Source organism: Pseudoponticoccus marisrubri, assembly GCF_001482405.1.
Taxonomy (GTDB): Bacteria; Pseudomonadota; Alphaproteobacteria; order Rhodobacterales; family Rhodobacteraceae; genus Pseudoponticoccus; species Pseudoponticoccus marisrubri.
Genome location: NZ_LPXO01000006.1, coordinates 231,104 through 245,054, shown reverse-complemented (window position 1 = coordinate 245,054; position 13,951 = coordinate 231,104). Strand labels below are relative to the sequence as shown.

Genomic DNA, 13,951 nt, shown 5'->3' with positions numbered 1-13,951 from the left:
TGGGGACGCCTCCGGCGGGAGTATTTGCCGGAAAGATGAAAGGGGCGTCCCGACCGGGCCACGCGGGTTGACCCGTGGTCATGGTCTGCGGGGGCCACGGGCGGCCCCGAGGAGACGGCCGGAGGCCGACGACAAGATATCCTGTGCGCGCACCAGCGCGCGCCGCGTGCCAGGAGGCGGGTCAGCCGCGCTCGAGCATGCGGCCCAGGCCGCGGCCGGCCAGCACGTGCACATGGAGATGCGGCACCTCCTGCACGCCGTCCCGGCCGGCATTGGAGATCAGGCGCCACCCGTCCTCGGCCACGCCTTCCCTCCGGCAGACCTCGCCCACCGCGCGCACGTAATCGACGATCTCGGCCTCGGAGGCCTCTTGCGCGAAATGGTCGAAGGTCACGTAGGGGCCCTTGGGGATCACCAGCACGTGCAGCGGCGCCTGCGGGCGGATGTCGCGAAAGGCGAGGCTGTGCTCGGTCTCCAGCACGGTGTCGTTGGGGATCTCCTTGCGCAGGATCTTCGCAAAGATGTTCTGGTCGTCATAGGTATAGGCCATGGCCCCTCGCATTGCGGGAAGGTTGCGTGTCGCGCGCCATGAAGGCCGAAAACCGCGTCCGGTGCAACCGCGACCCTAGTCGGCGAAGAGGTGGTCGAGCTGCACGATCTCCTGCGCCGTGGCCTCGGGCACGGTCAGGAACTCGGCCACGGCGCGGGCATTGACCTCGGGCGGGTCGATCTCGCGCATGCGGCTGTGGAACTCGAAATTGGCGTCGCGGATCCGGTCGCTTTCGTGGATCATGTCGTTGCGCACCGTGGGCAGCAGCCGCTGGATCGTCTCGTAGGGGGTGCGGTCGCCGGCCAGCCCGACGCGCATGGCGTGGCCGATCAGGTAGGCGTCGGAGAACTGGCATTCGACCTCGAGCATCCGCGTGACCGAGCGATCGCGGCCGAAATCCTCGAGCAGGTCGAGATTGGCGGGGTCCATGCAGACGACCAGCCGGTCGCTTTCGTAATAGTCGAACAGCATGCGCATCAGCGCGCGGCGGTGGCGATGGCGCTTGCCCATGGTCGACTGGATGCCGCCCAGGTCGGGCAGCGGGCAGCTTTCCTCGTTGAACAGGTACTCGATGCAGGGGATGTTGGTCATCTGCCGGATGCGCTCCAGCAGGCGCTTGGCCACGTGCCATTTCTTGCACACGACGATCAGCATCTCGCGCTCGCGGCCCAGGCTGCTCTCGGTTTCCCAGAAGCGCGGCGCGAAGCGGCGCCCGATGCGGCCCTTGCCGGTCAGGAACTTGAAGAGCGATCGCCCCTCGTTCGAGATCTGGAACCGCGCGCCCTGCGACGAGTAGAGAACACCCAGCCGTCGGCGCAGCTCGGTCGCTTCGGGGCTGATCTTGCGGGCGAACAGGAAATCCTGGCTCAGCAGCAGGTCGTAATGGTCGTTGTAGAAGACCACCGGCATGCCGTAATCCGAGAACATCAGGAAGGTCAGCGTGCGGTTCTCGATCTCGTTCTCGGGTACGAGATGCCGCACGAGGGTCTGGAAGAAGGTCTCGTCGGGGATCCAGGTCGTGGCGAAGAAGCGCATCACGTCGGGCCGGTCGCGGATGAAGTCGAGAATCCATTCGATCGTGCGCCGCCGCAGGCACCACCATTGCGAGCCGATCATGACCTCGATATCGCGGGGAATCTCGCGGGTCAGGCCCAGCCGCTTCTGCAGCTCGAACATGGCATAGAAGCGCCGCTTCTGAGTACGTTCGTTGAACCAGTGGCGGTAGATCAGCCGTTCTTCCTTCCAGCCGGTCTTGATCCAGTCGGACTTGAAGTAATCGAAGCTCTCGACATAGTCGCAATCGCGCCGGTCGAGGAATTCATGCGCGTATTCCGCGGACTTGATCGCCATGCAGTCGCCCGACAGCATGTAGAAATGCGTGGCGCGGGGGAAGGCCTCGACCGCCGATTGCACGGCGTAGATCGTCGCCTCCACCAGGCTCCACTCGCCCCAGCCGCATTTGATCCGCTTGTGGGCGAAACAGACATTGGGGTTCTCGGCCAGCCCGTCGCGCACGCGCTTGTAGGCTTCGGGCCGGGCGCGGGCGTCGAAATGGATCGAGATGTAGTCGCCCACGGCCGTCAGGCTCTGCGCCTGCTTGATGATGGCGTCAGGATCCTTGTGACACAGCAATATGAAGGCAATTTTTGCCATTCAGCGCACGATCTGCCCTAGTTTTGCCTGATTGTTTACTTTGATAGAGGTGAACGGGCGTTGAATAAACCTGCTTTCTTTGGTTTTTTGAAGCGGGTATGACGCCGAAAACAACACGGGCGCGGGCAGACCGGGGACATCGGGCATGGGTTTTCCAGGTACTTGGATGACCGAGAGCGAGAGCATGGTGTATCGGGTCGTCCCGAAATGCGCCTGTTCGACCATCGGCCAGATCATGTTTTACTCCGATCACGGAGAGTTCTACGACGGCGACATCCACGACGCCACCCACGGGCTGCACAAGTGGGCGCGCGAGGACAGCCAGTCGGCGATCAAGGCCAACGTCAAGACCCGCTCCTCCTACGCGTTCACCTGCGTGCGCAACCCTTATACACGCATCCTGTCCAGCTTCTTCGACAAGATCTGCGGCATTCAACGCAACGGGCGCCGCTATCGCGGCAATCTCGTGCCGCTGCTGATCCAGAAATACGGCATCGAGGTCGGCGGCGAGGACGGCAAGCAGGAATTCGACCAGGTCCGCAGCTTTCGCCGCTTCCTGCTCTTCGTGCGCGACACGATCCGCTGGCGCCGCCCGATGGAGCCGGACATCCACTGGTCTGCCATGTCGGGCCATGTCTCGACCTTCATCGTCAATGGCGGGCGCTACAACAAGATTTTCTGGACCGAGACCTTCAATGACGGCATGCGGCAGGTGCTGGATGCGGTCGACACGCCGCATGCGGTCGACCTGTCGGCCATCCCGCGCTTCAACGAATCCGAGGGGCACGGCCCCAAGCGCGCGCACCCGGTCGAGGACTATTTCGACGACCTGTCGATGCACCTGATCAAGGAAATCTACTGGCGCGATTTCAAGCTGTTCAAGTACGACTTCGACGACCCCTCCAACAAGATGCCGGTGGGCGAGATCGACCTGGACGAGGTGCACGCCAAGCTGGGCGACTGATCGTTCAGGCGGGCTTGCGCGTCATCCGCTCGACCAGCCGGCGCACGGCCGGGGCCACGACCAGCACGATCGGGAAGGCCAGCGCCCAGCTGGACAGCCAAGCGCCACCCCAGAGCGCCGGGAAATCCGGCGCCAGCCCGGCGGCCCGGAAGGTCGCCACGCCCGAGACCAGCAGCGACATGATGCCGGACAGCAGGAAAGCAAAGGCGACGGGGGCGAAGCGGGGCGGGATCATGGCAGGGTCCTTCTCATCTCGGGTCGACCACTCATATCTTGACTGCGGAATGTGAATTCAAGTCGCGATTGCGTGACCGCCCGCCAGGGGGCCGGCTCTGGCGGCGCGGGCTCAGGGCAGTTCGTCCGACGGGATGATCGGGAAGAACCGGCCCGAGGACCACAGCCCGAACCAGCCCTCGTGATGCGCGCCGATATCCACCAGCCGATAGAAGGACTTGCGGTCGATCAGCGCCTCCAGCCGGTCGCGGACCAGCACGTAAGGCGAGGGCTCGCCGGTCTCGGGGTCGCGCTCAACCCGGATCGGGTGATCGGGCCCCGCGACGGCCCGGTCGCCCACATGGGTGTGGAAGGTCAGCACCTGCGCTGCGCCGTCGCCGTCGGCCTCGAAATCGACCGCCACGAAGGGCGCGTCATCGACTGTGATGCCGACCTTTTCGACCGGCGTGACAAGGAAGTAGCGGTCGCCATCCTTGCGCAGGATCGACGAGAACAGCTTGACCAGTCCGAAGCGCCCGATGGGCGTGCCCAGGTAGAACCACGTGCCGTCCCGCGCGATGCGCATGTCCAGATCGCCGCAGAAGGGCGGGTTCCAGTCATGCACGGGCGGCAGACCTTTCGATGACGCATTGCGCGCCGAGGCGGCAAGATCGTCTGCGGTGGGGGTCACGATTTTTTGTCCAACCATAGTTCTTTTGCCATTTCCGATGCGCGAGATACACTCCTACCTAATATGTAGGCATCAACGGAGAGATGACATGGCCGACGCCGAAAATCTGGTCGCCGACATCGAGGCGCTGGAAGCCAAGCTGGCAGAGGCCAAGCAGTCGATCACCGCACGCTTCATCGGTCAGGAACGGGTCGTGGACCTGACGCTTTCGGCGCTGCTTTGCGGCGGGCACGCCCTTCTGATCGGCCTGCCGGGGCTGGGCAAGACCCGCCTGGTCGAGACGCTGTCGACCGTGATGGGGCTGAACGGCAACCGCATCCAGTTCACGCCCGACCTGATGCCGGCTGACATTCTGGGTTCCGAGGTGCTCGAGACAGGCACCGATGGCAGCCGCGCCTTCAAGTTCATCGAGGGGCCGATCTTCTGCCAGCTGCTGATGGCCGACGAGATCAACCGCGCCAGCCCGCGCACGCAATCGGCCCTGCTGCAGGCCATGCAGGAAAAGGTCGTCACTGTCGCCGGCGAGACCCGCGGGCTCGAGGCGCCGTTCCACGTGCTGGCCACGCAGAACCCGATCGAGCAGGAGGGCACCTACCCGCTGCCCGAGGCCCAGCTTGACCGTTTCCTCGTGCAGATCGACGTGGCCTATCCCGATCGCGGCACCGAAAAGGACATCCTGCTGGCCACCACCGGCACCGAGGATGCGCAGGCCCACCAGGTCTTCGACGGGCCCGCGCTGATCGATGCGCAGCATCTGCTGCGGCGCATGCCCGTGGGCGATGCGGTGGTCGAGATGATCCTCGACCTCGTGCGCGCCTTCCGCCCCGACGATCCCTCGGCCCCCGAGGTGGTGCGCGACATGGTGGCCTGGGGCCCCGGCCCGCGCGCCGCGCAGGCGCTGATGATGACCGTCCGCGCCCGGGCCCTGCTGCAGGGCCGTCTTGCGCCCTCGCCCGAGGACGTGCTGGACATGGCGCGGCCCGTTCTGGTGCACCGCATGGCGCTCACCTTCTCGGCCCGCGCCCGCGGCGAGGATCTGGGCAAGCTGATCGACGAGGTCGCGGGCGGCATGGCCGCCACCGAGGCCGCGGCGTGACAGCCGAGGTCGCCCAGCTCCGCTCCCGCGCCCAGGAAGAAGCCAGCCGTTTTCCCGCCCTTCTCGCCCGTGCCGAGCAGTTGGCCGGCACGGTACTGCTGGGTGAACACGGCCGGCGGCGCGCCGGGCTGGGCGACAATTTCTGGCAGTACCGGCCGCTGCGCGCCGGCGACAGCTATCGCCAGATCGACTGGCGCCGCTCGGCCCGCGGGGACGAGCAGTTCGTGCGCGAACGCGAATGGCAGATCGCGCAGAGCGTGCAGCTCTGGGTCGATCCCGGCGCGTCGATGCGCTTTGCCGGCGACAAGGGTCTGCCCACCAAGTCCGACCGCGCGCGGCTGATCGCGCTGGCCACGGCCGTGCTGCTGATCCGCGGTGGCGAGCGGGTGGGGCTGACCGGCTGGAAACTGCCCCCGCGCCGCGGCGACATGCAGATGCTGCGGCTGGCCGAGATGCTGAGCGAGGAGGGCGAGGACGATTACGCCGAGCCCGAGGCGCGGGGCATGCTGCCCCATGCACGCGCCGTCTTCGTCTCGGATTTCCTGGGCGACATCGCCCCGGTCGAGGCGGCGCTGACCAAGGCGGCCGATCGCGGCGTGCGCGGCGTGCTGCTGCAGGTGCTGGACCCCAGCGAAGAGGCCTTTCCCTTCCAGGGGCGCACCATTTTCGAAAGCGTGGGCCACACGCTCGCGCACGAGACGCTCAAGGCGGGCGAGCTGCGGCCGCGCTACCTGCAACGGCTGGCCGAGCGGAAGGCGCGGCTCGACGCGCTGTGCCGGGTGACCGGCTGGCAGCATTTCGTGCATCACACGGACGCAACGGCGCAATCGGCCCTGCTCTGGGTCTATCGCGCCCTTGATGGAGGCCACGGATGACCTTGTTCGGCCTGATCGGCTTCACCACCCCCTGGCTGCTTCTGGGCCTGCTGGCCCTGCCCATCCTCTGGGTCATACTGCGCGCGGTGCCTCCCGCGCCGATCCGGCGGATGTTTCCCGGGGTGGTGCTGCTTTTGGGCCTCAAGGACGAGGAGCAGGTCACCGATCGCACGCCGTGGTGGCTGTTGCTGCTGCGCATGCTGGCCGTGGCGGCGGTGATCATCGGGCTGGCCGGTCCCGTGTTGAATCCCGACGAGGATCGTGAGGCGGCGGGGACCGGGCCGTTGCTGGTGGTGATGGATGCCAGCTGGGCCTCGGCGGGCGACTGGCGCGCGCGCACCGCGGCGCTGGAGGGGCTGCTGGCCCGCGCCGACCGCGAGGCGCGCCCCGTGGCGATCCTGCGCCTGACCGACCCGCAGGAAGTGCAGTTCCTGTCCGCCGACGTGGTGCGCACGCGGCTGACCGGGCTGGCGCCCGAGCCATGGCAGCCCGATGCCGGCAGCATCGAGCGGGCCGTCGCGCTGCTGCCCGAAGGCGATTTCGACAGCTACTGGATGTCGGACGGGCTGGACCGGCCGGAACGTGACGCGCTGCTCTCGGCGCTGGAGGAGCGGGGCGAGGTCACCGTCTTCGAGGCCGGGCGCAGCGTCTATGCCCTGAACCCCGCCATCGTCGAGGATGGCAACCTGTCCGTCACCCTGCGCCGCCTGCACGAGGGCCCCGCCACCGAGGTCACGCTGGCCGCCGAGGGGCGCGACCCGGCCGGCAACCCGGCCACGCTGGTCCGCGTGCCCGTCGCCTTCGAGGCCGGCGCGCGCGACGCGCAGACCGAGATCGCCATCCCGGCCGAGCTGCGCGCCCGCATCGACCGGCTGGAGATCGAGGGGATCCGCAGCGCCGGCGCCGTCTCGCTCTCCGATGACAGTCTGCGCCGCCGCGAGGTGGCGCTGATCGCCGGGCGTGAGGATCGCGAGGGGCTCGAACTGCTCTCGCCGCTGCATTACCTCGAAAAGGCACTGGTGCCCGCCGCCGACCTTCTGGACGGGTCGCTCGAGGATGTGCTGCCTGCCAACCCGGACGTGATCGTGCTGGCCGATGTGGCCACGCTGTCGGCCACCGAGGAAGAGGCCGTGACCGAGTGGCTTGAGGCCGGCGGCATGCTGCTGCGCTTTGCCGGGCCGCGTCTGGCCGCTTCGGATGTCAGCCGCGACCGCGAAGATGCGCTGATGCCCGTGCGCCTGCGCGCCGGCGGGCGCACCGTGGGCGGCGCCATGAGCTGGGGCGAACCCAAGGCGCTGGCACCCTTCCCCGAGGACAGCCCCTTTCACGGGCTGGACATCCCCGACGACGTGACCGTCAACAGCCAGGTCATGGCGCAGCCCGATCCCACGCTGGCCGACCGGGTGATCGCGCAGCTGACCGACGGCACGCCGCTGGTCACGCGCAAGCGCATCGGGCAGGGGCAGGTCGTGCTGTTCCACGTCACCGCAAATGCCGAGTGGTCGAGCCTGCCGCTCTCGGGGCTCTTCGTGCAGATGCTGGAGCGGCTGGCCGTCTCCTCGGCCACCGCGACGCCGGACATGACCGAGATGGAGGGCACAATCTGGCAGCCGGTCTCGGTGCTCGACGCCTTTGGCCGGCCGCAGGATGCGGGCACATTGCCCGGCGTCGACGGGCCGGAGCTGATCGAGGCGGCGCTGGGCCCCGACCTGCGCCCCGGCCTCTACCAGGGCGAGGAACGCAGCCTTGCCCGCAATGTCGTCACCGAACAGACGGAGCTGCAACCCATGGCCTGGCCCGAGCGCATCACCGTCGAGGGGCTCTTCCGCCCGCAGGAACGCCCGCTGGCCGGCTGGCTGCTGGGCCTGTCCATCGCGCTGCTCTTGGCCGATGTCGTGGCCTCGCTGGCGCTGTCGGGCCGGCTGCGCGGCGCCCGGGTCGCCGCGACCGTCCTGCTGGCCCTTGCGCTGGTGCCCGAGGCCGGCCGCGCGCAGGAGGCCCCGCCCACGGGCGGCGATGCGCAGGCGCTGGCGGCCACCTCCGAGGTCGTTCTGGCCCATGTGCTGACCGGCGATGCCGCGCTGGACGACATGGCCGCGGCCGGGCTGCGCGGTCTGTCCGACACGCTGTTCTTCCGTACCTCGGTCGAGCCCGCCGACCCGATGGGCGTCGATCTCGAGACCGACGAGCTGGCCTTCTACCCGCTGCTCTACTGGCCGGTGACGCCCGACCAGCCCACCCCGTCGGGCGAGGCCTATGCCAAGTTGAACACCTACCTGCGCTCGGGCGGGATGATCGTCTTCGACACGCGCGATGCCGACATCGCGGGCTTCGGGGCGGCCACGCCCAACGGGCGCAAGCTGCAACAGCTGGCCGCTCCGCTGGACATCCCGCCGCTGGAGCCGGTGCCGCAGGACCACGTGCTGACGCGCACCTTCTACCTGCTGCAGGATTTCCCCGGCCGCTATGCCGGTCGGCAGGTCTGGGTCGAGGCCGCGCCGCCCGATGCCGAGCTGATCGAGGGCATGCCCTTCCGCGACCTCAACGACAATGTCACCCCGGTGGTGATCGGCGGCAATGACTGGGCCTCGGCCTGGGCCGTGGACCCCCGCGGCAACCCGCTGGTCCAGCTGGGCAGCGGCTTTACCGGCGAGCGGCAGCGCGAGATCGCCTATCGCTTCGGCGTCAACCTCGTGATGCATGTGCTGACCGGCAATTACAAATCCGACCAGGTGCACGTGCCCGCTTTGCTGGACAGGCTGGGACAATGACCGGACAGATCGTCTTTGACCCGCTGCTGCCCTGGGCGGCCATCGTGGTGCTGGCCGTGCTGGCGCTGTCCGGCGTGGCGCTGGCGCTGTGGCGCGGCCTGTCGGGCTGGGCCCTGCGCGGGCTGGCCGCCGTGGTCCTGATCGGCGCGCTGGCGCAGCCCTCCTTCCAGCAGGAAGAGCGCGCAACCCTGAACGACATCGTGCTGATGCTGGTGGATGAGAGCGCCAGCCAGCGGCTGGCCGAGCGCGCCGGCGTGACCAGCGCGGCGGCCGATCAGCTGGAATCCACGCTGGCCGCGCGCCCCAATACCGAGATCCGCCGCATCCCGGTGGGCGACGCCGAGGGCGATGCCGGCACCCAGCTGATGACCGCCCTGTCCAACGCGCTGGCCGAAGAGCCGCGCGGGCGCATCGCGGGGATCCTGCTGCTGTCGGACGGGCGGCTGCACGACCTCGAACGCGCGCCGGACCTGCCCGCGCCCATGCACCTGCTGCTGACGGGCAAGGAAAGCGACTGGGACCGGCGCCTGATCGTGCAGAACGCCCCCGCCTTTGCCATCCTCGACGAAGAGGTCGAGCTGACCCTGCGCATCGAGGATGACGGGGCCGCCCCGGGCGACAGCCGGACTGAGATCCTGATCTCGGTCGACGGGGCCGAACCCGAGCGCTTCACCGTGCCCATCGGCGAGGATCTGAGCCTGCCCGTCACCCTGCCGCATGGCGGGCTGAACGTGATCGAGTTCACCGTGCCCGAGGCCGAGGGCGAGCTGACCGACCGCAACAATACCGCGCTGGTGCAGATCAACGGCGTGCGCGACCGGCTGCGCGTGTTGCTGGTCTCGGGCGAGCCGCATGCCGGCGGACGCACATGGCGCAACCTGCTGAAATCCGACAGCTCGGTCGACCTGGTGCATTTCACCATCCTGCGCCCGCCCGAGAAGCAGGACGGCGTCCCCGTGGGTGAGCTGTCGCTGATCGCCTTCCCCACGCGCGAACTGTTTCTCGAGAAGATCGACGACTTCGACCTGATCATCTTCGACCGCTACAAGCGGCGCGGCATCCTGCCGGCGATCTATCTCGACAACGTGCGCAACTATGTCGAGGGCGGCGGCGCCGTGCTGGTGGCGGCGGGGCCGGATTTCGCCTCTGCCGATTCGATCTACCGCTCGCCGCTGGCCGACATCCTGCCGGCCGAGCCCACGGCCCGCGTCGTGGAAGAGGGCTATCGCCCCGCCGTGACCGAGCTGGGCGAGCGGCACCCGGTGACTGCCGGGCTGCAGGGCGCCGAGACATGGGGCCGCTGGCTGCGCCAGATCGAGGTCGACCCGGTGCAGGGCGACGTGGTCATGGCCGGGGTCGAGGACCGCCCCCTTCTGGTGCTCGACCGCGTGGGCGAGGGGCGCGTGGCGCTCCTGGCCTCGGACCACGCCTGGCTGTGGAACCGCGGCTTCGAGGGCGGCGGCCCTCAGCTCGACCTTCTGCGGCGGCTGGCACACTGGATGATGAAGGAACCCGAGCTCGAGGAAGAGGCGCTCTGGGCCGAGCCCTCGGGCCAGTCCATGCGCATCATCCGCCGCTCGCTCGACCGCGAGATCGGGTCGGTGACGATCACGCGCCCCGATGGCGGTACCGAGGAGATCCAGCTCGAGGAGGTCAGCCCGGGCCGCTTCGAGGCCGTGTTTGACGGCCCCGAGATCGGGCTCTACCGGCTGGAAGAGGGCGATCTGTCCACCGTGGTGGGCCTTGGCCCCGCCGCCCCGCGCGAGTTCGAGCAGACTATCGCCAGCGGCGCTGCGCTGGAGCCGGTGATCGATCGGGTCGGCGGTGGCATCCCGCGGCTGGAAGAGGGCGTGCCCACCATCCGCAATGTGCGGGCCGGTCGTCCCGCGGCGGGTCGCGGCTGGATCGGGCTTACCCCGCGCGACGCCTACGAGACGCTGGACGTGCGCCAGACGCCGATCCTGCCGTCCTGGCTGGTGCTGCTGCTGGCCTCTGGGCTGATCGTGGGGGCCTGGCTGCGCGAAGGCCGCAGCTGAGTCCCGGCTAGTCGGGCAGGACCAGCGGTACGCGCGTTTCGGACCAGCCATCGACGCTGCAGCGCGCGCGGACGTGGAACGGCCCGTCGCCCTCTAACGCCAAGCGCAGCGACCGGGTGAAGGGCTGTTCGTTCACATGCGGATGGTGCAGCACGCGGGTGCCAAGGTCATGGCCCGCGTCATCCTCGATCCGCCAGCCATCGGCATAGTGATCCCAACCGGTATCGGGATGGGACAGGGTGACGGAGACGCGCCAGCCATCCCCGTCCGGTACGGCTTCGACCGCCTCGATCACGGGGGGCTCGGCCAGGGCGGGGCCCGCAAGCGCGAGCAAGGGAATCAGGAACCGCATGGGGTCAGACTAGCAAGACCGCGGGGCACGGGCACTCACGAAGCCGCGCGGTCGCTGTCCTCCAGCAGCACCGCGCGCGAGGCCGAGGTGAACTCGCGCCGCAGGATCACCGCCAGCGTGAACAGGCTGGTCACGATCAGCGGCACGGCCCCGGCCAGCCACGCCGCCGAGGCGATGCCGAAATAGACCGAGCGCAGCCCGCGATTGTACCCCTTGGCCGCGGTGATGTTGATTTCGGCCGCCTTGGCCGCGCGGGGCCGCGCCGCGGGATCGGCCGGGTCGTTGGGCACCGCCGCCATCAGCACCGCGCAATAGCCGAACAGCCGGTGCGACCAGACGAATTTCAGGAAGGCGTTGATCGCGAAGACCTGCATCAGGATCAGCTTGATCTCCCACACGATCACCGGATCCGCTTCCTGCACCAGGTCCTGCGCCGCGTCGCGCAGCAGATCGGCATTGCCCAGCAGGGCAAAACCCCCGCCGATGGCGATCATGCTGGCCGAGGCGAAGAAGGCGGTACCCTGCCGCAGGTTGCCGACGATCTGGCTGTCGAAGATGCGCGGGTCGCGGGTGATGAACTCGGCCATCCAGAGCCGGCGATACCCGGCCATCAGGTTCGAGGTCGAGGGACGGCGCCGGGGCGGGTGCTCGATCAGCAGGCTCGACCCGATCCACGCGACCATCAGCACCGCCAGCGCGGCCACGTCCCACGCCCCGAACGGGTCAAGCAGCCCGGCCCAGGCCATTCAGAACGGCTTGACCACGACGACCCAGAGGATCGCGATGGTGCCGATCACGCTGATCTCGTTGAACACGCGCAGGTAGGTGTCGCTTTCGCCGAACTGACCCTTGCGGGCGCGCAGCACCAGATGCCCGGTCCACAGGTAATGCGCGGCCAGCAGAGCCACCAGCGCCAGCTTGACATGCACCCAAACGGGCCAGCCCCAGAACCAGCCCAACCACAGCCCGGTGCCCAGCGCGATCACCGCCAGACCGGCGGAAAAGCGGTAGAGCCGCACCGTCAGGTCGCCCAGCGGGCCGAACTCTCCGATCCGGTCCCATTCGCGCCGCCAGTAGATCAGCGCGCGCGGCACGGCAAAGATGGAGGTCATCCAGCCCATGACGCAAAGAAGATGAATGATCTTGACCCAGTCCATGGGCGCACCATTCAATCGGGATGGGAGAAGTGCAAGATGCCGCAGGGCCGCAGGTCAATCATGACTCGCTCATGGGGCGTTTTGGTAATATAACTTTACCAATTCGGACGTGTCCCACGTCCAAGGGAGGTGACCCATGCAAATGCCCGCACCCGACAGCACGGTTCTGACCCGCAAGGCGCGGATCGTCGAACGGCTGCTGTCCGTCCTGCCCGCCGATGCGGTGATCCACGACCCGGCCGAGACGCGGGCCTATGAATGCGACGCGCTGACCGCCTATCGCTGCCCGCCTCTGGCGGCCGTGCTGCCCGCCACGACCGAGGAGGTCGCCGCGGTGCTGCGGATCTGCCACGAAGAGGGCGTGCCCGTGGTGCCGCGCGGGGCCGGCACCTCGCTGGCCGGCGGCGCGCTGCCCACCGCGGATTCGGTGATCCTGGGCGTCGCGCGGATGAACGCGGTGCTCGAGACCGATTACGACAACCGGGTGATCCGGGTGCAGACCGGCCGCACCAATCTCAGCGTCACCGGCGCGGTCGAAGAGAATGATTTCTTCTATGCCCCCGACCCGTCCTCGCAGCTGGCCTGCGCCATCGCCGGCAATATCGCCATGAACTCGGGCGGGGCGCATTGCCTGAAATACGGCGTCACGACCAACAACCTGCTGGGCGTGACCATGGTGCAGATGGACGGCACCGTGGTCGAGATCGGCGGCGCGCATCTCGATTCCGGTGGCCTGGACCTTCTGGGCCTGATCTGCGGCTCCGAGGGGCAGCTGGGCGTGGTCACCGAGGCGACGCTGCGCATCCTGCGCAAGCCCGAGGGCGCGCGCCCGGTGCTGATGGGCTTTGACAGCAACGAGGTCGCCGGTGCCTGCGTGTCCGACATCATCAAGGCGGGGCTGCTGCCCGTGGCGATCGAATTCATGGACCGCCCCTGCATCCGCGCCACCGAGGATTTTGCCAAGGCCGGCTATCCCGATTGCGAGGCGCTGCTGATCGTCGAGGTCGAGGGATCCGAGGCCGAGATCGACGAGCAACTGGGCCTGATCCTGCAGATCGCCCGGCGCCATGACCCGGTCGAGCTGCGCGAGGCGAAGGATGCCGATGAGGCCGCGCGCATCTGGCTGGGCCGCAAATCGGCCTTCGGCGCCATGGGCAACATCAACGACTACATGTGCCTCGACGGCACGATTCCGGTCTCGGAACTGCCCTACGTGCTGCGCCGCATCGGTGAGCTGTCGGGCGAATACGGGCTGGAGGTCGCCAATGTCTTTCATGCCGGTGACGGCAACATGCACCCGCTGATCCTGTTCGATGCCAACGCGCCCGGGCAGCTGGAGAAATGCGAGGCGCTGGGCGCCGAGATCCTCAAGCTCTGCGTCGAGGTGGGCGGTTGCCTGACCGGCGAACATGGCGTCGGCATCGAGAAGCGCGACCTGATGGTCGACCAATACGCGCCCGACGACCTGGAGGCGCAGATGGCGGTCAAGGACGTGTTCGACGACAAATGGCTTCTGAACCCGGCCAAGGTGTTTCCGCTGGCCGCCTCGGAAGCCCGCCGCATGTCGGCGCTGGCGGCGGAGTAGAGCGGTTT

Annotated in this window: 14 protein-coding genes; 6 read left to right on the top strand and 8 right to left on the bottom strand. The window is 68.1% G+C overall.

Annotated elements, in window-relative coordinates; genetic code table 11:
* Positions 1 to 181 precede the first annotated feature (181 nt).
* From AVJ23_RS12285 to AVJ23_RS23085, 3 genes are all read right to left on the bottom strand, one after another.
* Positions 182 to 550, bottom strand: a complete 369-nt coding sequence (locus tag AVJ23_RS12285; RefSeq protein WP_058862481.1) for a histidine triad nucleotide-binding protein — start codon at positions 548 to 550, stop codon at positions 182 to 184.
* Between the two features lie 75 nt (positions 551 to 625).
* Complete coding sequence (locus tag AVJ23_RS12280) at positions 626 to 2,203, bottom strand: DUF5928 domain-containing protein (protein ID WP_058862480.1); 1,578 nt, start codon at positions 2,201 to 2,203, stop codon at positions 626 to 628.
* On the bottom strand, positions 2,204 to 2,440 hold the full coding sequence (locus tag AVJ23_RS23085; protein ID WP_169795939.1) for a hypothetical protein: 237 nt from the start codon (positions 2,438 to 2,440) through the stop codon (positions 2,204 to 2,206).
* Here AVJ23_RS23085 and AVJ23_RS12275 point away from each other — a divergent pair.
* Entirely contained in the window at positions 2,349 to 3,167 is an 819-nt protein-coding gene (locus AVJ23_RS12275; protein WP_084794539.1) for a sulfotransferase family protein, read from the top strand. The two genes, AVJ23_RS23085 and AVJ23_RS12275, sit on opposite strands and share 92 nt — an antisense overlap.
* 4 nt (positions 3,168 to 3,171) lie before the next feature.
* Here AVJ23_RS12275 and AVJ23_RS12270 read toward each other — a convergent pair whose 3' ends face one another.
* Together AVJ23_RS12270 and AVJ23_RS12265 are read right to left on the bottom strand one after the other, a co-directional pair.
* Positions 3,172 to 3,402, bottom strand: a complete 231-nt coding sequence (locus tag AVJ23_RS12270; protein ID WP_058862478.1) for a DUF2798 domain-containing protein — start codon at positions 3,400 to 3,402, stop codon at positions 3,172 to 3,174.
* 111 nt (positions 3,403 to 3,513) lie between these two features.
* Positions 3,514 to 4,089, bottom strand: a complete 576-nt coding sequence (locus AVJ23_RS12265; protein ID WP_058862477.1) for a DUF1285 domain-containing protein — start codon at positions 4,087 to 4,089, stop codon at positions 3,514 to 3,516.
* 70 nt (positions 4,090 to 4,159) lie between these two features.
* Here AVJ23_RS12265 and AVJ23_RS12260 point away from each other — a divergent pair, with 70 nt between their 5' ends.
* The 4 genes from AVJ23_RS12260 to AVJ23_RS12245 are packed head-to-tail and all read left to right on the top strand — an operon-like array spanning position 4,160 to position 10,849.
* Complete coding sequence (locus tag AVJ23_RS12260) at positions 4,160 to 5,167, top strand: AAA family ATPase (RefSeq protein ID WP_058862476.1); 1,008 nt, start codon at positions 4,160 to 4,162, stop codon at positions 5,165 to 5,167.
* Positions 5,164 to 6,042 (top strand): DUF58 domain-containing protein, encoded by an 879-nt coding sequence (locus AVJ23_RS12255; RefSeq protein WP_058862475.1) that lies wholly within the window; start codon positions 5,164 to 5,166, stop codon positions 6,040 to 6,042. The genes AVJ23_RS12260 and AVJ23_RS12255 overlap by 4 nt, the downstream gene beginning before the upstream one ends.
* Positions 6,039 to 8,813, top strand: coding sequence for a DUF4159 domain-containing protein (locus tag AVJ23_RS12250; RefSeq protein WP_058862474.1), 2,775 nt, complete (start codon positions 6,039 to 6,041; stop codon positions 8,811 to 8,813). The genes AVJ23_RS12255 and AVJ23_RS12250 overlap by 4 nt, the downstream gene beginning before the upstream one ends.
* The gene (locus tag AVJ23_RS12245) at positions 8,810 to 10,849 is read left to right on the top strand and encodes a glutamine amidotransferase (RefSeq protein ID WP_058862473.1); all 2,040 of its coding nucleotides are present in this window, start codon (positions 8,810 to 8,812) and stop codon (positions 10,847 to 10,849) included. The genes AVJ23_RS12250 and AVJ23_RS12245 overlap by 4 nt, the downstream gene beginning before the upstream one ends.
* 7 nt (positions 10,850 to 10,856) lie before the next feature.
* Here the strand turns inward: AVJ23_RS12245 and AVJ23_RS12240 are convergent, their stop codons facing one another.
* From AVJ23_RS12240 to AVJ23_RS12230, 3 genes are read right to left on the bottom strand one after another with little or no spacing between them, the layout of a single operon-like run.
* Positions 10,857 to 11,201 (bottom strand): hypothetical protein, encoded by a 345-nt coding sequence (locus tag AVJ23_RS12240; protein ID WP_058862472.1) that lies wholly within the window; start codon positions 11,199 to 11,201, stop codon positions 10,857 to 10,859.
* A gap of 35 nt (positions 11,202 to 11,236) precedes the next feature.
* Positions 11,237 to 11,947, bottom strand: coding sequence for a DUF599 domain-containing protein (locus AVJ23_RS12235; protein ID WP_058862471.1), 711 nt, complete (start codon positions 11,945 to 11,947; stop codon positions 11,237 to 11,239).
* Positions 11,948 to 12,358, bottom strand: a complete 411-nt coding sequence (locus AVJ23_RS12230) for a CopD family protein (protein WP_058862470.1) — start codon at positions 12,356 to 12,358, stop codon at positions 11,948 to 11,950. It lies immediately after the preceding gene.
* Positions 12,359 to 12,494: 136 nt separating this feature from the next.
* Between AVJ23_RS12230 and AVJ23_RS12225 the strand changes: the two genes are divergently transcribed.
* A complete protein-coding gene (locus tag AVJ23_RS12225; RefSeq protein WP_058862469.1) occupies positions 12,495 to 13,943 on the top strand; it encodes an FAD-linked oxidase C-terminal domain-containing protein in 1,449 nt (482 codons plus the stop codon).
* Positions 13,944 to 13,951: the final 8 nt, after the last annotated feature.